Below are 17,791 nucleotides of genomic sequence, written 5' to 3'. Positions count from 1 at the left end.
AGTGGCATAAGAGGAGACGTCGGATGCAGGTGGCCGGCAAGGTCGTGGTCGTCACCGGCGGCGCCAATGGCATCGGCAAGGCGCTGTGCGAGGTGTTTCATCGAGCGGGTGCGGCCAAGGTCGTGGTCGCAGATATGGAGGCCGCCGGCGCGCGAGCGGTGGCGGCGACCGTGAACGGTGCAGCCTTCAAATGCGACGTCGCCCAGGAAAAGGAGATCGCCCACGTCATCGAAGAGACGGAGCGCCAGTTCGGCCCGATCGAGCTGTTCTGCTCCAATGCGGGCATCGGCGGCGGCTTCGATCCCTTATCAGTGAACGCCGGCGGCTCATCGGATGAGCCCTGGCAGCGGAGCTGGGCGATCCACGTCATGGCCCACGTCTACGCGGCGCGGCACCTTGTCCCGCGCATGAAGGCCCGCGGCGGCGGCTATTTCCTCAACACCATCTCGGCCGCGGGCCTGCTCTCGCAGGTCGGCAGCCCCGCTTATTCGACGACGAAACATGCCGCGGTCGGCTTCGCCGAAAACCTCGCGATCTCGCACAAGGCGCACAACATCAGGGTGTCGATCCTGTGCCCGCAGGGCGTCGACACCAACATGCTGCGGGGGATCCCCAAGGGCCCGCAAAGTGGCGACGGCGACCTCTCGCCCGAGCAGGTCGCGAAGGATGCGCTCAACGGCATCGAGCAGGAAACCTTCCTGATCCTGCCGCACGCGCAGGTGCTCAGCTACATGCGCAACAAGACCGAGAACTACGACCGCTGGATCGGTGGCATGGCCAAGATCCAGGCGAAGATGCGGGAAGATTTCGGGAAGTGACCGGAGGTCATTCCAGGGCGATGCGAAGCATCGACCCCGGAATCTCGAGATTCCGGGTTCGGTCCTGCGGACCGCCCCGGAATGACGCTGGTTAGCTCTTCTGCGCGTACAGCAGCGGCACGGCGGAATCGACGATGACCTCGACGAGACTCGTGCCCTTTGCGCTCAGTCCCCGCTTTAGCGCCTCGCCAAGCTCCGCTGCCTTCGTCACCCGCACTGCGTCGCAGCCCATGCCTTCGGCGAGCTTGACGAAATCGATGCCGGGTAATTCCAGCCCTGGCACGTTGCGCACTTGCATGACCTGGCTGAAGGAGCGCATCGCGCCGTAGCCTGAATTGTTGATGATGACGACGGTCAGCGGCAGCTTGCGCTGTGCAGCGGTCCACAGCGCCTGAAACGAATACATCGCCGAGCCGTCGCCGATCAGGCACACCGTGCGGCTGTTCGGCTTGCCCATGGCCATGCCGACGGAGGCGGGCAGCGAATAGCCGAGGCCGCCGCTCGACATCGTGTAAAAACTGTCCTGGCCGCGCATCGGCATGAACTTTTGCATCGCCGGCCGGTGCGACGGCACTTCCTCGACCAGCGAAGCGCCCTCCGGCATCGCTTCGGACAGCGAATGCAGCAGGAACTCGACCGGCAGCGGATCTGCCGGTTTCGGCGCTGGCGGCAGGGTGCGGCCCATCGGCGTCGCGCGCTTGCTTTCCGGCAGCAGGTCGAGCAGCGCATTCAGCGCCGGCTTCATGGTCGCGACGATGCTGGCGCCGACCGGCGCCACCGCGGCGGCATCCGGATCGTCGGTGATCTGGAAAATGATCGTTCCGCCGTCGAAGATCGAGGCGTGCCCCTCGACATGGAACGTGAACACCGGGGCGCCGATTACGACGACGAGATCGTGTACGCTCAGAGCATCCGAGAGCTGGCCCGGCGAGGCATGCAGAAAGCCTGCGAATTGCGGATGGCGCTCCGGGAAGGAGCAGCGCGCCGAGAACGGGCTGACCCAGACGCTGGCCTTTGCTTTCTCTGCTACGCGCACCATGAGATCGACGGCACCGGCACGGTCGATGCCGGGGCCGACGACGAGGGCAGGGTGCTTGCTCGCGGTGAGCGCGGTGACCAGCGCCTTCATCGCCTCGGGCTCGGGTCCGAGTTCTCGGCTGACCTTGCGTGCTTCGGCCGGCGTCGCCGCATGCGTCCAGTCGTCGATCGGAATCGAGACGAAGGTCGGGCCGCAAGGCGGCTGCATCGCGGTGTGATAGGCGCGCGCGATCGCGGCCGGGACATCCTCGGCGCGCGCCGGCTCGACGCTGTATTTGACGTAAGGCCGCGGGAATTCCGATGCGCGCTCGGCGTAGAGGAACGCCTGCAACGGCAGGATCGAGCGCGCCTGCTGGCCTGCGGTGATGACGAGCGGCGTCTGGTTGCGATGGGCGGTGTAGATGTTGCCGAGTGCGTTGCCGACGCCGGCGGCTGAATGCAGATTGATGAAGCCGGCATTGCGTGTGGCCTGCGCATAGCCGTCAGCCATGCCTACGGCGGAAGCTTCCTGAAGCGCCAGCACATAGTCGATGTCGTCGGGCCAGTCGCTCAGGAACGGCAGCTCCGTCGATCCCGGATTGCCGAACACGCGCTTGATGCCGAAGCCGCGCAACAAGTCGAATGTTGCCTGCTTGACGGAGACGGATTCGCTGCCGGTTTTTCCGTTCTTTGACATTGTTTCCGTCCCTTGTTGTTTATTGAAGCTGCCACCGCCGTCATTGCGAGCGAAGCGAAGCAATCCAGACTGCCACCACGTTAACAGTCTGGATTGCAGCGTCGCGGAGCTTGTCATCCGGCCCGCCGAAGGCGGGACCGGGTGGCTCCTCGTAATGACGAGGAGAGTGTATCACCACACTGCCGTCCCCTTCATCGTCGGCTGAGCCTCCGCGTTCGCCGTCCACAGCTCCAGGCCAGCTTCGGTCTCATTCGCGTTGACCGAGAACTCCGTGCCTTCAAACAGTGGCTGCAAGCCGCGATATGAAAACTTCTTCGGCGCCTTGCCGCCCCGCAGCTTCGCCGCCATTTCGATAATCAGCGCCGCCTGAAGCGGCCCATGGAAGATCAGGCCCGGATAGCCCTCGACCTTGGTGACGTAGTCGCGGTCGTAATGGATGCGGTGTCCGTTGAAGGTCAGCGCGGAGTAGCGGAACAGCAGCACGGGATCGGAGACATGCGTCTCGCGATGCTGCGCCTTGGGCGGCTGGGGCGGAGCCTTGGCCGTCGCAGGCTGACTGCTCGTCACTTCGCGATAGACGATGTCCTGCCGCTCGCGAATGGCGACGCCGCGTGGCGAGGTGATGGTGTGCTCGACCGCGACGAAGCACAGCGTGCCGGTCGAGCCGGTCTTGACCGTGACGTCGGCGATGCGCGAAGTCCGGGTCGCGTCATCGCCGACGCGAAGTGCGTCGACGAACTCGATCTCGCCGCCGGCCCACATCCGGCGCGGCAGCGGCACCGGCGGCAGGAAGCCACCGCGGCTGGGATGACCGTCGGGGCCGAGCATCGACATCGGAGACACCGGTTGCGCCAGGCACCAATGCGCCGTGAACGGTGCGGCGTCGCCCTTTCTGGGCTCGCCGACCTCCTGGAACAGGGTCGCGCGCAGGCCCTTGACGAGCTGCGCGGTGACTGTGTCGGTCGCCTCCTGGGTGCGGCCGATCCATTGCCGCAAATGATCGATGTCGAGCTTCTCGGTCATGACGCCTCGCGCTTGTTACTTCTCCTGGCCGGGCCGTTCACCAATGGCGGGCACAGCGCCGTAGCCGCGCGTCTCGCCGACGATGATCGGCGCCGGCGCGGGATAGCTGACGCGGCCGTTCGGCGTGTCGACCTCGATGCGCCTCAAATGTGGATGAGTGGAGAGATCGGCCATGGTGTTGACCTCGGCAAACGCGATGTCGGCATCCGACAGCCGTTTCAACAATTCATCGCGAGTCATCTTCTCGAAACTGTCTGCGACCGTCTTGTCGGTGAAGTCGCGGTTGCGCACGCGCTCGACCATATTGGCGACGCGGGGATCGCTCGGTAGCGCAGGCTGGTCCAGCACCTCGGCGCACAGCGTCTTCCATTCGCGCTCGCTCTGGATCGAGATCAGAATGTCCTTGCCGTCTTTTGAGGTGAACACGCCGTAAGGCGCGATCGAGGGATGACGCAGACCCATGCGCTTCGGCGGATTGCCGGCTTCGGCATTGAGCAGTGGCACGGTGAGCCAGTCCGCCATCACGTCGAACATGGAGATGCGGATGTCGGCGCCCTTACCCGTGCGTCCTCGTGCGATCAGCGCTTCCAGGATTGCGGCATGCGCGGTCGCGCCGGTCGCGACATCAACGATGGATACGCCGACGCGCGAGGCGCCGTCGGGATTGCCGGTGATCGATGCAAGTCCGCTTTCGGCCTGGATCAGGAGATCATAGGCCTTGCGATGCGCATAGGGGCCCTCGTCGCCATAGCCTGTGATGGTGCAGGAGATCAGCTTCGGATGGTCGCGCAGCAATCGCTCGCGCGAAAAGCCGAGCTTGTCCATCGAGCCGGGCTTGAGGTTCTGGATCAGCACGTCGGCGCTCGCGATCAGCTTTTCAAGCTCCGCGCGCCCTTCCTTGGTCGACAGGTCAGCTACCGCCGATTGCTTGCCGCGGTTGAGCCAGACGAAGTAGCTGCTCTGGCCCTTGGCCGCTGCGTCATAGCCGCGGGCGAAATCGCCCTCGGGACGCTCGATCTTGATCACCTCGGCGCCGGCATCCGCGAGGCGCGACGAGCAGAACGGCGCCGCGACCGCCTGCTCGACCGCAATCACCCTGATCCCGTCAAGTGCTCCCATGGCGCGACCTCAGTATGAGCGGGGCATGCCGAGCACATGCTCGGCGATGAAGGACAGCACGAGGTTGGTCGAGATCGGCGCGACCTGATAGAGCCGCGTCTCGCGGAATTTTCGCTCGACATCGTATTCCTCGGCGAAGCCGAAGCCGCCATGGGTCTGGATGCAGGCGTTCGCCGCTTCCCAGGACGCATCCGCGGCCAGCATTTTTGCCATATTGGCCTCCGCGCCGCAGTCGAGCCCGGCCTCGTATTTGCGTGTCGCCTCCTTCACCATCAATTCAGCCGCGCGCATCGAGGCGTAAGCCTTGGCGATCGGGAACTGGATGCCCTGGTTCTGGCCGATCGGCCGGCCAAACACGGCGCGCTCCTTGGCGTAGTTCGAAGCCTTTGCGATGAACCACTTCGCATCGCCGACGCATTCGGCCGCGATGAGGATACGCTCGGCATTCATGCCGGAGAGGATGTAGCGAAAACCCTTGCCTTCCTCACCGATCAGGTTTTCCGCGGGCACTTTCATGTCCGCAAAGAACACTTCGGTGGTGGCGTGATTCATCATGGTGCGGATCGGGCGGATTTCGAGGCCCTTGCCCCTGGCCTCGCGCATGTCGACGATGAACACCGAGAGCCCGTCGGTGCGCTTCTTGGCCTTTTCTTTCGGCGTGGTGCGCGCGAGCAAAATCATCAGGTCGGAATGCTCGGCGCGGCTGGTCCAGATTTTCTGGCCGTTGACGATGTAGTGGTCACCCTCGCGGCGGGCGAACGTCTTGAGCGAAGAGGTGTCGGTGCCGCTGGTCGGCTCGGTGACCCCGAAGGCTTGCAGGCGCAATTCGCCGGTCGCGACTTTCGGCAGATACTTGGCCTTCTGCGCGTCGCTGCCGTGTCGGAGCACCGTGCCCATGGTGTACATCTGGGCGTGGCAGCCGCCGCCGTTGCAGCCGGCGCGCTGGATCTCCTCGAGGATCGCGGCCGCCGCCGACAACTTCAGCCCTGCGCCGCCATATTCCTCGGGGATCAGCACCGAGAGGTAACCCGCCTCGGTGAGCGCATCGACGAAGGCTTTTGGATAGGCCATCTCGCGATCGAGCTTGCGCCAGTATTCGCCGGGAAACTGCGCGCAGAGCTTTGCGACGGCTTCGCGGATATCCGCGTGATCGTCGTTGTGTTGTTCTTGTTGGGTCATGGCGTTTCCCGTTGGGTTCGTTCGAGAGGATAACGCAGGACGATCCTCCGGCGTTGTCTGGACAGCGCCAACCCCCTATGCTCATTTGCTATAGCGTATGGAGTAGCGTTCAAAGATTGGCAAGCATGGATTTCCGTCAGCTCAGGACCTTCAGTTGCGTGGCCGAGCTCGGCAGCCTCTCCAAGGCGAGCGATACCCTGCGGGTCGCGCAGCCGGCACTGAGCCGGCAGATCAAGCTTCTGGAACACGAGCTGCGCACCGAGTTGTTCACCCGCAATGGCCGCGGCATGGTGCTGACCGAGGCCGGTCGCCTGCTGCTCGCGCGCACCTCCGGCATCGTCCGCCAGATCGACCAGATCCGCGACGACATCCAGTCGGCACAGGGCCCGCTCTCGGGCCACGTCGTGCTCGGCCTGGTTCCGACCGTGAGCTGTGTGCTGTCGGCGCGCTTCGCTCGCCGCTGCGTCGAGACCTATCCGGGCATCACGCTGCGCATCGTCGAGAGCTACAGTGGCCATCTCGTCGAATGGCTGCATCGCGGCGAGATGGATCTTGCGATCCTCTACGGCCGCTCGGCTGATCTGCACCTCACGGTGCAGAGCCTGGGGCGCGACAACATCGTTGCGGTCGGCCCGCTTGGCTGCGGGCTCGCCCGCAAGAAGAGCGTCGAGATCGGCTGGCTGCTCAGGCAGCGGCTGGTGCTGCCCAGTCATTCGCACGGCCTCCGGGCGCTGATCGAGCACGCGGCCGCGCAGCGCAAGATCAAGCTCAACGTCCAGCTCGAGGCGGATTCGTTCCGCGTGCTGACGAGCCTCGTCGAGGAGGGCCTCGGCTTCGCCCTCCTGCCGCCCTCGTCAGTGCAAGCTGAGGTCGCGGACGGGCGGCTGGAAACCGCCAGTGTCTCGAAGCCGATGACGCGCGAGCTCATTGTTGCCTCTCCGATCGACCGCCCGGCGTCGACGGCAACCGTTGCCGTCACCGCGCTCCTGCGCGAGGAAGTGGCAGCCTGCCGCAAGGACGGCATCTGGGACATCAGGCTTGCCTGAGCCGGTCGACGCTGGTCACAGCAATGTCCTAGGGCAATGAGCCGAGCTGCTCTCATCCCATCTGGCGCGAGCAGTTATGCCAGATTTTTATAACGCGCCGGTCCATCCGCGCAGTCATTGCGAGCGCAGCGCGTCATCCCCACCGTCATCGCCCGGCTTGATCGGGCGCCAGTACTCCGAAACGGGAGTGGCTTATTCGATGGTCGCGGCGCACTGGATGTCCCGCTTTCGCGAGGCATGACAGGGCTTGCCACTCCTCACGCACGCTACCCCGGAATCCTCACCGGCAGCGTCTCGTAGCCCTTGATGAAGCTCGAATAGATCCGTCGGGGCTCGCCGACTACCTCGATGCGATCGAAGCGCTGCAGCATTTCCTCCCAGACGATCCTCAGCTGAAGCTCGGCGAGCCGCATGCCGACGCAGCGGTGGATGCCGAAGCCGAAGGACAGATGCGTGCGCGGCCGCGGCCGGTCGATGATGAAGTCGTTCGGCCTCTCGAACATCTCCTCGTCGCGATTGCCGGAGACATACCACATGACGACGCGGTCGCCCTTCTTGATCTCCTTGCCGCCGATCTCGGTATCCTGCAGCGCGGTGCGCCGCATATGCGCGAGCGGGGTCTGCCAGCGGATCACCTCAGGCACCATGGAATCGATCAGCGCCGGATTGGCGCGAAGCTTGTCGTACTGCTCGGGGTTCTCGTTCAGCGCCAGCACAGAGCCGGTCATCGTGTTGCGCGTGGTATCGTTGCCGCCGACGATGAGCAGAATGATGTTGCCCATGAGGTTGTCGGGGTCCATGAAGCGCGTGGCGTCATTATGGGCCATCAGCGACAGCAGGTCGTTGCGCGGGGCGGAATTGACGCGCTCGTTCCACAGCCTGGACATGTAGGCGTAGCATTCGTCCATCTCCTTCCGCCGCTCCTCGGCGGATGCGACGATACCGCTCTTGGGCAGCGCGGTAGAGACATCCGACCAGCGCGTCAACTTGCGCCGCTCCTCCCAGGGGAAGTCGAAGAGAGTGGCCAGCATCTGCGTCGTTAGCTCGATCGACACGCGCTCGACGAAATTGAAGGTCTCGTTGCGCGGCAGGTTATCCAGCACGGTCTGCGAGCGCTGTCGGATCAGCTTTGCCAGCTCGTCCAGATGCGTCGGTGTGAACATCGGCGACACCGTCTTGCGCTGTGCCGAATGCGTGGGCTGATCCATCGCGATGAAGCTCGGCCAGTCGTAACCGGCCGGCACGTCGCGAATCGCGATGCCGCCGAGCGTCGAGTCGGACGAGAAGATGCCGTGATTGGTGTCGACATGCATGATGTCATTGTATTTCACCACCGACCAGTAGGGCTCGATCGGTGCGTTGGTGCAGTAATGCACTGGCTCTTCCTTGCGTAGCCGCTCAAACCATGGCCACAGCGTGTCATCCTGGAACAGCCGCGGAGCGCCTGGGTGGTAATCCTTCAATGGCGTCGCATAGGCCTCCTCGCGCGCCCGGCGCATGCGTTCGGCCTTGTCGGTCCTGACCGGAGTTTGGACGTTCATGGCTGGTTACTCCAGTTTTCGCGAATCACGCCGCAATCCTGACCGGGAGCGTCTCGTACCCCTTCACGAAACTCGAATATACCCGCTTGGGTTCGCCGATTACGTCGATATGATCGAAGCGCTTCAAAATCTCTTCCCAGATGATCTTCAGTTGCAGCTCTGCAAGCCTGAGGCCGACGCAACGGTGGATGCCGAAGCCGAAGGAGAGATGAGTGCGCGGCCGGACGCGGTCAATGATGAATTCGTAGGGCTTTTCGATCGCCTCCTCGTCGCGGTTGCCCGAGACGTACCACATCACGACCTTGTCACCCTTCTTGATTTGCTTGCCGCGAAACTCGAAATCGGCAAGCGCGGTGCGGCGCATATGGTGGAGTGGCGTCTGCCAGCGGATCACCTCGGGCACGAAACTGTCCAGCAGCGCGGGATTCTCCCGCAGCTTGCGGTATTGCTCCGGATGCTGGCTCAGCGCGTAGATCGAGCCGGACATGGTGTTGCGCGTGGTGTCGTTGCCGCCGACGATCAGCAGGATCAGGTTGCCCAAGAAGTTCTTGGCGTCCATGTCGCGCGTCGCCGCGCCATGCGCCAGCATCGAGAGCAGATCGCTCTTCGGCGGCTGCGCGATGCGCTCCTTCCACAGCCGCGAAAAATAGGTCGCGCATTCCAGGAGTTCGGCCTGCCGCTGATCCTCGGTAGCGACGAGGCCGCCGGAGCCGGGAATGGTGGTCGCGACATCCGACCAGCGTGTCAGCTTGCGACGGTCTTCCCAGGGGAAGTCGAAGAGCACCGCGAGCATCTGGGTGGTGAGCTCGATCGAGACGCGGTCGACCCAGTCGAACTGCTCACCGCGTGGCAGATTGTCCAGGCACTCGGCCGAGCGCTTGCGGATGTTGAGCGCGAGCTCGTCCAGATGTGTCGGGGTGAACATCGGCGCCACGGTCTTGCGCTGGGCCGCATGACGGGGCGGGTCCATGGCAATGAAGCTCTCGCGGCGCAAATCGGGATCGATGTCGCGGATGGTGATCCCGCCGAGGGAAGCTGCCGAGGAGAACACCGAATGGTTGGTCTCGATCTCCATGATGTCGTTGTACCTCGTCACCGACCAGTACGGGCCGAACATCGAGTCCTTGCAATAGTGCACGGGGTCTTCGCGGCGCAGGCGATCGAAATACGGCCAGAGCGCATCGGTCCTGAACAGTTCGGGATCGCCGGGATCGAACTGCTCCAGCGGCAGCGATGCGGCGCGCTCATGCAAGCCCTCGCGCGTGACTGTGCTCTCGATGGTCCCATGCATGACCGGCTCCCTTTTTAGCCGCGCGCGTTTTTGTTGAATTCTGCGCTGCGGTATTTGCCCTGCAATTACAACCCGTTGCGTGCGTCGGGGCAAGGGCGAGTTTTGCCATATCCGGATTTGTGAGCGCGCCGACGAGCGTGATCTGGCGCACGCTGAGGAAACGGAAATTGCCGACGAAATCGCCTCAGCGAAGGTCCCGCTCGAACCGGCTCGTGCCGGGGATCGACCAACCGCCGATAGTTTGCTCTAATCGGATTCGCACTTAAAGGTTGATTTATGAATGACTTGCAATGGGCCCCGATCGGCCCGCCCAGCCCGGCTTCGCCGCCGCCATTGCCGCCGGCGCAGATCAACTTCACCGGCGACCGCAGCGAGTTTCACCGGATAGTCACCAGGGGCGCAGCGCTCGAGCTCGTCACCTTCGGCTTCTACCGCTTCTGGCTCGTCACGGACGTCCGCCGGCATCTCTGGTCTAACACCTCGGTCGATGGCGACGCTGCCGAATATACCGGCCGGGCCAAGGAGCTCCTGATCGGCTTCCTGTTTGCGCTGGCGATCCTGGTGCCGATCTATCTCGCCTATTTCCTCATCGGCACCGAGTTCGAACGCTGGCAGAGCTTTGCCTCAACGCCGCTGTTTATCGCCTTCTACGCCTTTGGCCAGTTCGCGATTTTCCGCGCGCGGCGCTACCGTCTGACGCGGACGGTGTGGCGTGGCGTGCGCTTCTGGATGGACGGATCTGGCTGGGCCTATTCGCTCCGCGCCATGCTCTGGGGCTTGCTCGTGCTCCTGACGCTCGGTCTTGCCCTGCCGTGGCGTGAGGCCTCGCTCGAACGCTACAAGATGCGTCACACCCATTACGGCGACCTTTCCGGGGATTTCGAAGGGACCGGCTGGCAGTTCTTCAAGCGCGGCTGGCGGCTGTGGCTGCTGAGCCCAATCGCAATCGTGATCTTCCCGCTCGCGCCGATCTTCTATGCCGAGTTCAAGGCGCGTGAATGGCGGTGGTGGCTGTCGGGCATTCGCATCGGCAGCGTGAGTCTCTCCTCGGACCTGCCGCATGATGCTTTCTACGGCCTCTACTGGAAGGTGATCGGATGGTGGCTGCTGCTGTCTGTCCTGTTCGGCCTCTATATGGCCGGATGCGCCGGGATCGTCGTCGCGGCAACCGGCGTGCCGCTTGGGCCCGACGGATTTGCGCGCAACATCCCGCTTCTGGTGATGGCCGTGCTCGGCTATCTGGCTCTGGCTCTTGCAGTAAACGTCATCATGCGCATCTATCTCCAGCGGGATCTCTGGGTCAAAGCGCTGGAATCGACAGATGTGCATGGTATTGCGGCGGCCGCGAACGTACGCTCGCGTGGCGGACTTGCCAGTGCGCTCGGCGAGGGCTTCGCCGACGGGCTTGACGTCGCGGGCTTCTAGGTCGTGAGCGAGATCACCGGACAGACCGAGGCTGCGAGCGCCGCCGCGAAATCGACGATCTATTTTGACGGCGCGTCGAGCCGCCGCCGCAAGGTCACGCTGAGCTTCAGTGAGCGGCTTGAGATCCGCGAGGACGGCGACGAAGGACCGCTGACTACGCACTGGTCCTATGACGACATCCGGCGCGCCGATAGCCCTCCAGGTATCCTGCGCCTGTCGTGCACCTCCGCGCCGCCTCTGGCGCGGCTCGAGCTTCGCGAGGCGCCGCTCGGGCGCGAGATCGCCGCGCGCTGCCTGCGGCTCGACGAGCACCAGGCGGGTCGCCGCGGCGTTGCAAAGATCGTCGGCTGGTCGCTGGCCGCGGCGGTCTCGATCGTCGCGGTCGTCCTGTTCGGCGTGCCGCTCGCGGCCGACCGGCTTGCACCGCTGGTACCGGAGCCGCTGGAACGGCGGATTGGCGATGCCGCCGAGGTGCAGGTCAAGGCCGTGTTCGGTGGCCGCGTGTGCGACAACCCGAACGGGCAGGCGGCCTTCGCCAAGCTCATGAAGCGCCTGCGCGACGCTGCCGGCCTCGACGACACCGTGAAATCTGCAGTGTTGCCGACCGGGGCGCCCAACGCCTTCGCGTTGCCCGGCGGCAAGGTCTATCTCCTGAACGGGCTGCTCAACAAGGCCGAGAATGTCGACGAACTCGCCGGCGTGCTCGCGCACGAGCTCGGTCATCTCAAGCACCACGACAACATGCGCGGCCTCATCTACAACGGCGGCACCTCGTTCCTGATCGGGCTCTTGTTTGGCGATGTCACTGGTTCAAGCGCCGTGATCTTCGCCTCGCGCAGCGTGGTCGAAGCCTCCTATTCGCGCGAGGCCGAGACGGCCGCAGACACATTTGCGATCGACGTGATGCACGCGCTCGGCCGCTCGCCCAAACCCGCCGCCGAACTGATGTTCCGTATCACAGGCAAGGAAGGCGGAAGCGGCTTTACGATCCTCGCCAGCCACCCGCTGACCGAAGATCGCCTTGCCCGCATGACCAAAGAGGACCGTCCCGCCAGCGGCGAGCCGCTCCTGAGCGCGCAGGAGTGGGGAGCGCTGAAGGGCATCTGCGGTGGAACGGGGAAGGTCTGAGCGCTGGCGTGGAACCATGGGTTTCGCGGGCCCTACCGGCCGATCATTATCGCGGCCTACTAACCGCGGCCCTGCCGCCGCGGACCACGCATCGGCGCTCCCTGCCAGTACGGGTTCTCCAGGCACATGGCCGCAAGTCCCGCGGCCGTCGTGCGGCACTGTTCGATCGAAACATAGCTGCAGTCGATGATGGTGGTGCCGCGCACATGCCACGACTGCAGGCACACGGGGTAGCGCGGGTCGTAGCGTTGCGCCGTGGCCGGAGTGGTCGCAAGCATCGCCGCGCCCGCCAAGATCAGCAAATGAAGCATACGCATGTCGCGACTCTTTTCAGGCTTTCGACGGGATGTCGCCCTTACTGGATCGTTGCATTCACCGTGATGACCGATCTTCCCGAGCCATACGGACCTTCCCCCGTGCCGTAGATGGCAAAGGTATCGTTGCCCTTGTAGCCGCGTGGAGCCGTGTAGGTAAAGGTCGTGACGTTGAGTTGCCTCAGCGCCCCGCGCTCAGGTTTCTGCGAAATGCCCGAGCTCTTCATCATGCCCGGTATTCTGATTGGGAATTTGCATGTTTCGCCCGACCTCACGGCGAAGTAGGCCGTCATGTCGACGCCGAAGCTGGATGGCGAGCCGGTGACCCGGCAGTCGGCTGCGAGAGCCGAAACCGGCATCAGGCCCAGTGTAGCCAGTGCCAGGATAGAAAACCGCATGGCCGACCTCCCGAGACTCCTGGGTTTTCAGAATTTAGAATCCGAGCGCGCCAACAGCTCTTGATTTGAATCAAGGGGCGGCGCAGGAGAACCTGCGGGAGAGGTGATGGATTTGGCTTCGCCCCGGCATCGGACACGCGGGAAAGAGCTGCGCGAATGCCGAGTTTCATGACGCTCCCATGGGCGCTGGTCGGCGCCCATGGGAATTATTCCGAAGGTCGGCGCCGGCTTGTCAGCGCAGGATATCGCGCAGCACCTCGCCGTCGACGTGATGGGGTCTCACTCCCAGGATATGCATGATAGTCGGCGCCACGTCGACATTGTGCATGCGCCGGATCGTCTCGTTGCGGATCTGCGGGCCCGCAGCAATAAAGGTCGCGCTCATCACCGGCAGCTCGGGGTCGTGGCCATGGGCACCATAGAAGTTCGGCATCGACAGCGTGGTCGTGGCCGAATTGAACGGCGCATCGCCAAGGCGGGCGACGCCGGGGCTCTGGATGCCGTCGAAGTTGTAGCCCGGAGCCATCAGCGCGAACACATCACCGAAATCCTGGCCGATGGTCTTGCTGGTGCACTGTCCGGTCGCCGCCTCGCATTGCAGCGGCCGGCTCTCGACCACCGTGAAGATCCGACCGTCCTGAAGCGAGTAGTTGAACCGCGGGTTAGGATCGACCGCGTTCTTCACCGCATCGGTAATCTGCGCGACCAGCGCATTGTAGGCCGCGGGATCAACCGTGCCGCCCGACTCGCGCTGCTGGAGGTTGACGTAGATGTTGGCCGCCGGGCCCGAGGTGCGGACTCCCACCTTGCTGGTATCGATGCCGGCATTGCGCAGGATGTTGAGCATGCTCACCGAGGTGTGGAACGGCGCAAAACCGTGGTCCGATACCACGATGACGTTGCTGTCGCGGTCCGCCGCCTCGGCGATTCTCTTCACCGCCTGGTCGGCCGTCTGATAGGCGAAGCGGATGTACGAGGCATAGCGCGCGACCTTGTCCGGATCCTGGTTGGCGCCGATCGAATTCGGATCCTTCGGGTTGGTCCCCTGGCGCGGGTCGGTGAGCAGGAACTGATGCTCGGAGCCGTCGGGCTGCTCGATATAGACCATCACCAAGTCGGCGTCGGGATGGTTCAGGATCGCGCGCTCGCCGATATCGGCCTGGTAGCGCACGAAGGTCTTCACCATGTCCTCGAACATCGCTTCGATCTCGACGTCGGGAAAGTTGGTGAAGCCGGGGCTCAGCCGCTCCGGAATGCGGAAGTCGGCCTGCGGTCGCCAGAAGCCGATATTGTTGTTGATGTCGTCGACGTCGTTCAGCACCGGTGTATTGCGCGGGATGTAGTTGGCGCCGTAGCGCGCGAAGCGCACGATCGAGAGATCGGGCGCGAGCTGCGAGACGAAGTAGGCGGCGCCGACCCTGGCTCCGCTGCCTTCGAAGAAGAACGGCGCGTTCTCGCCACCGATCTTGGCATAGGCCGGTCCGGTCGACGGCGCGTGGAACGGTCCCGATGTGATTCCGCGCGTCGTATCGAAGAACACCAGGGTGTCGTAGTTGACCTTGCCGTCATTGCTGGTGTCGATCGCCGCCGTCCGGATCGCATATTTGACGTCGAGCGTCGGCGCGCTTGTGCAGGTCGCGGTCGCTGCCGAAGCGCACGAGAACATCTCGATCGGCGCTGACGTGGCCAGCACCGGGCTGTACGAGAACCGGCCGGCCGCCTGAAGCGCCGTGGCGACGGTCGGGTCCGGCGCGAAATCCGCCTTGGAGAGCGAGAAGCCCTGGGCCCCGATGCCGCCGAACGCCCCGAACGGCACAGTGTAGTTGGTGACGCGGGTCGGGCTCGCCGGCTGCACCACCGTATTGTTGATCGAGATGTCGGCGCCGTCGCCACCCGGCCAGGTCGCGGTGGCGACCTTCTTGCCCTGCTGGCGCAGCTGCACCCACAGCGGCAGCGCCGTCGGCTGCGGCGAAGGCCCGAGCGGGCTCTCCTGATAGCCGCCGATCGGTGCTGCGAAGCCGCTCAGGCTCGACGTGATCGGCCCGACGACCGCCTCGAATGTGTTCGACGGGATGTCGTTGTGCACGGCCGTCGATCCGGTCGCGATCGCGATGTGCGACACCGCGGTGAGCGACGGCGATGCCGTCACGTTCTGTATGGCCACCGCACCATGGCGGCTCAGCCGCGCCAGTCCGCCGTCACGGGGCAGCACGCCTTCCTCGATGAATTTCTGGATGAAATCGGGCTTGGCGCCGTCGAGCGAGATCAGCACCACCCGGCCGGTTTTGCGGCCATGATGATCTCCGCCGCGATCGCGGTCGTGCTCATCGGCGCGCGCCGTCGTTGTGACGCCGGCCAGCGACGCCGCGAGCGACATCGCGGATATCGAGAAAAGAAAGCTTTTCGATTTCATGTGGACGTCCCATCTTTATGTCTGGCGCAACTTGCGCGAGTTTTCTCGGGAGGGACGCACCGACTATCGCGATTGGCTGACGCACATGTGACGCTCGCGCGACACGCGTAAAATTCGGCGACAGCGCGTGAGGAGGGCGGCTTGTGATTCTACTTCTCGATCTCAGGGATCCGTTGTGTAGGAGCGCCCGGGTTCAAGAGCGTAGATGGTCAGAAAGCGGAGCGGGCGCTCCGGATCACAATTGCGAAAGAGGGTGTGGGGATTGTCGGAGCGATCCTGCAAGGTCTCGCCGGCTCGATACTGTCGCGGCTCATCGTCGCCATAGGCCGACTCAGCGACGCCTTCGACGATGAAGACCACGCCACCGACCGGATGGCGGTGAAGCGGCGCGACGCCGCCGGGCGGATAGGTCACCTCGACCACGACGAGTTCCCGTTGGTCCCCCGGCAATGCAAGGCGTTCGAGAACCCTGCGTGTGACACCCGCAAAGCCGGCTTGTTGCGCGTTTGCCTGCCCGCCGCTGCTCTCGCTCATCCGACATCCTTTTCTTGTAGGCATCGAGACGTCGCGCCTCAATCAGATCGTGGTCCCGACTGCGCCGTCACCGCACTGCCGATCTTAGCAGAACTGCGCTGCTCGAGTTACAAGGGTGCGGCGCGTTCGCTGCCTCACTCCGCCAGATTATTCACCTGCTTCACCCAGGCCCGCACGTCGACGAGCACCTCAGGCAGAACGCTGCGGACCTCCAGCACGGTCATGCCCGCCTTGATGCGCGGATCGTACAGCAGGTTGAGGATGTACTGATCATAGACGTCGAAATAGCCCATCGACACATTGTCGTTGAACATGGTCCAGGGCACGCTCGCGGTGTCGTTGATCGGCCCGAGCGATTGCAGCACCTCCTCATAGGCGCAGTCGAGGAAGACGAAGTCGCCATTGTCGACCGTCAGGATGACGTCGGAATGCTCGATCTCGAAGTTCTCGTTCTTGCGGAAGCCGGAGAGACATTGGGGATCGAGCGAGGACCGGATCTCGCGCGCCTTCTCCGCACCATAGAAGACCGAGATGGTGCGATAGAGGTCGCGGTCGCGCACCAGCTTGACGCGGACATTGGCGGCTTCGGCATCGTCGGTCATGGCGATGTCCAGATGCTGCACGCGCCTCGCAATGTCGGTGACGACCTTGGCGAGCTGCGCCTTGCGGTCGGCGCGGCCGTCGCTCTCGGCGAAGACGCGCACCGGCGCGTCGAATTTGCGGATGCGGTCGACGCGGCCGGCGAGATGATACTCGGCGCCGAACGCGGTCTTGAGGAAGCCGTCGACGATCTCGCCGTCAGTGAAGGTCTTCTTCTCGCTGCGCTGGCGCGAGACGATCGCCGGCAGCTCGCCGGCGGAAGCATTGGTGCAGACGTCGCGGGCACAGGTCAAAACCGCCAGCGCGAGAAGGGCGGTGCGACAAAAGGGAGAAAGCAGGCGACACGCGTTCATCGTCATGCAACGCTGCCGTATTCGTACCTCGCACACAAGAGCGCAGCGGTCGCAGGTCCCGGGTTCCAACTGCGCAGGGCGGGCAAAAGCGACTTGTCCGCCGTAGCTCGAAGAGCGAAGGCGGAAGCGTGCCCACCTCTTTTCCCGAGATGATGGAGAAATGGTGGGCACGGCGCTTCGCACCTCTGCCCACGAAGTGACCCTAGTTGTTCAGCACCACCACCGTGGTTCCGACCGAGACGCGGCCATAGAGGTCGGTCACGTCGTCATTGGTCATGCGGAAGCAGCCGGAGGAGACCGCCTGTCCGATCGTTTCCGGCTCGTTGGAGCCGTGGATGCGGTAGAGCGTCGAGCCCAGATACATCGCGCGGGCGCCGAGCGGGTTCTCGATACCGCCACGCATGTGGCGCGGCAGGTCCGGCCGGCGGGCGATCATCTGCGCCGGCGGCGTCCAGTCCGGCCACTCCTTCTTGGCGCTGATGCGATGCACGCCGCCCCAGCGGAAACCGTCGCGGCCGACGCCGATGCCATAGCGCAGCGCCTGGCCGCCTCCCAGCACGAGGTAGAGCCGGCGCTCGCCGGTGTTTATCACGATCGTGCCGGGGGCGTAGTTGGTGGGATACATGACGGTGCTGCGGGGGATCGGGCTCGCCCCGCCGCCGAGAAAGCCGGTGGAGCTGGTGCCGGTGAAGTCGAACATCCCCGCCGCAGACGCCCCGCCTGCGCTGATGGTGAGGGCCGCGATGGCGGCGATCGATGCGGCAAAAAACCGGTTCATTCTTTCCCCCAGCAAAAAATCGTTTCAATGGATGACCACAGGCCATATTTGCCGGCGTTTCGCAAGCCACGGCAGCGTGAGCAGGCGCAATCCTTAATGATTGCCAAATGCGGAAGC

Annotated in this window: 16 protein-coding genes; 4 read left to right on the top strand and 12 right to left on the bottom strand. The window is 64.1% G+C overall.

Features of this window, described 5'->3' with window-relative positions; genetic code table 11:
* The first annotated feature begins 23 nt into the window (after positions 1-23).
* Positions 24-818 carry an SDR family oxidoreductase gene (locus ACV1FX_RS28675; RefSeq protein WP_473120916.1) on the top strand — a complete coding sequence of 265 codons (795 nt, stop codon included), beginning with the start codon at positions 24-26 and terminating at the stop codon, positions 816-818.
* Positions 819-909: 91 nt separating this feature from the next.
* On the opposite strand, the gene mdlC is transcribed toward ACV1FX_RS28675, so the two are convergent.
* The 4 genes from mdlC to ACV1FX_RS28655 all read right to left on the bottom strand — a co-directional run bounded on the left by mdlC (position 910) and on the right by ACV1FX_RS28655 (position 5,853).
* Entirely contained in the window at positions 910-2,532 is a 1,623-nt protein-coding gene (mdlC, locus tag ACV1FX_RS28670; RefSeq protein ID WP_473120915.1) for a benzoylformate decarboxylase, read from the bottom strand.
* 171 nt (positions 2,533-2,703) lie between these two features.
* Positions 2,704-3,555, bottom strand: a complete 852-nt coding sequence (locus tag ACV1FX_RS28665) for an HTD2 family dehydratase (RefSeq protein ID WP_473120914.1) — start codon at positions 3,553-3,555, stop codon at positions 2,704-2,706.
* 15 nt (positions 3,556-3,570) lie between these two features.
* A complete protein-coding gene (locus ACV1FX_RS28660) occupies positions 3,571-4,674 on the bottom strand; it encodes a CaiB/BaiF CoA transferase family protein (protein ID WP_473120913.1) in 1,104 nt (367 codons plus the stop codon).
* Positions 4,675-4,683: 9 nt separating this feature from the next.
* On the bottom strand, positions 4,684-5,853 hold the full coding sequence (locus ACV1FX_RS28655; RefSeq protein WP_473120912.1) for an acyl-CoA dehydrogenase family protein: 1,170 nt from the start codon (positions 5,851-5,853) through the stop codon (positions 4,684-4,686).
* A gap of 125 nt (positions 5,854-5,978) precedes the next feature.
* Between ACV1FX_RS28655 and ACV1FX_RS28650 the strand changes: the two genes are divergently transcribed.
* Positions 5,979-6,899: a LysR substrate-binding domain-containing protein gene (locus ACV1FX_RS28650; protein ID WP_473120911.1), complete on the top strand. Its 921-nt coding sequence runs from the start codon at positions 5,979-5,981 to the stop codon at positions 6,897-6,899.
* Between the two features lie 266 nt (positions 6,900-7,165).
* Here the strand turns inward: ACV1FX_RS28650 and ACV1FX_RS28645 are convergent, their stop codons facing one another.
* Complete coding sequence (locus ACV1FX_RS28645; RefSeq protein ID WP_473120910.1) at positions 7,166-8,440, bottom strand: cytochrome P450; 1,275 nt, start codon at positions 8,438-8,440, stop codon at positions 7,166-7,168.
* 25 nt (positions 8,441-8,465) lie between these two features.
* Complete coding sequence (locus ACV1FX_RS28640; protein ID WP_473120909.1) at positions 8,466-9,731, bottom strand: cytochrome P450; 1,266 nt, start codon at positions 9,729-9,731, stop codon at positions 8,466-8,468.
* A 276-nt stretch (positions 9,732-10,007) separates the two neighbouring features.
* Between ACV1FX_RS28640 and ACV1FX_RS28635 the strand changes: the two genes are divergently transcribed.
* Both ACV1FX_RS28635 and ACV1FX_RS28630 read left to right on the top strand, forming a co-directional pair.
* Positions 10,008-11,156, top strand: a complete 1,149-nt coding sequence (locus ACV1FX_RS28635; protein WP_473120908.1) for a DUF898 family protein — start codon at positions 10,008-10,010, stop codon at positions 11,154-11,156.
* 3 nt (positions 11,157-11,159) lie between these two features.
* Positions 11,160-12,284, top strand: a complete 1,125-nt coding sequence (locus ACV1FX_RS28630) for a M48 family metallopeptidase (protein WP_473120907.1) — start codon at positions 11,160-11,162, stop codon at positions 12,282-12,284.
* Between the two features lie 59 nt (positions 12,285-12,343).
* On the opposite strand, the gene ACV1FX_RS28625 is transcribed toward ACV1FX_RS28630, so the two are convergent.
* The 6 genes from ACV1FX_RS28625 to ACV1FX_RS28600 all read right to left on the bottom strand — a co-directional run bounded on the left by ACV1FX_RS28625 (position 12,344) and on the right by ACV1FX_RS28600 (position 17,674).
* Positions 12,344-12,601, bottom strand: coding sequence for a DUF3551 domain-containing protein (locus ACV1FX_RS28625; RefSeq protein ID WP_473120906.1), 258 nt, complete (start codon positions 12,599-12,601; stop codon positions 12,344-12,346).
* 38 nt (positions 12,602-12,639) lie between these two features.
* Positions 12,640-12,996, bottom strand: a complete 357-nt coding sequence (locus tag ACV1FX_RS28620) for a hypothetical protein (protein WP_473120905.1) — start codon at positions 12,994-12,996, stop codon at positions 12,640-12,642.
* Positions 12,997-13,228: 232 nt separating this feature from the next.
* Positions 13,229-15,409 carry an alkaline phosphatase family protein gene (locus ACV1FX_RS28615; protein WP_473120904.1) on the bottom strand — a complete coding sequence of 727 codons (2,181 nt, stop codon included), beginning with the start codon at positions 15,407-15,409 and terminating at the stop codon, positions 13,229-13,231.
* Positions 15,410-15,571: 162 nt separating this feature from the next.
* The gene (locus ACV1FX_RS28610; RefSeq protein WP_473120903.1) at positions 15,572-15,943 is read right to left on the bottom strand and encodes a cupin domain-containing protein; all 372 of its coding nucleotides are present in this window, start codon (positions 15,941-15,943) and stop codon (positions 15,572-15,574) included.
* A 134-nt stretch (positions 15,944-16,077) separates the two neighbouring features.
* On the bottom strand, positions 16,078-16,896 hold the full coding sequence (locus tag ACV1FX_RS28605) for a DUF2927 domain-containing protein (protein ID WP_473120973.1): 819 nt from the start codon (positions 16,894-16,896) through the stop codon (positions 16,078-16,080).
* Between the two features lie 202 nt (positions 16,897-17,098).
* Positions 17,099-17,674, bottom strand: a complete 576-nt coding sequence (locus tag ACV1FX_RS28600) for a L,D-transpeptidase (RefSeq protein WP_473120902.1) — start codon at positions 17,672-17,674, stop codon at positions 17,099-17,101.
* Positions 17,675-17,791 lie beyond the last annotated feature (117 nt).

This window comes from Bradyrhizobium ingae, assembly GCF_055791185.1.
This window is presented reverse-complemented; position numbering and strand designations above follow the sequence as displayed.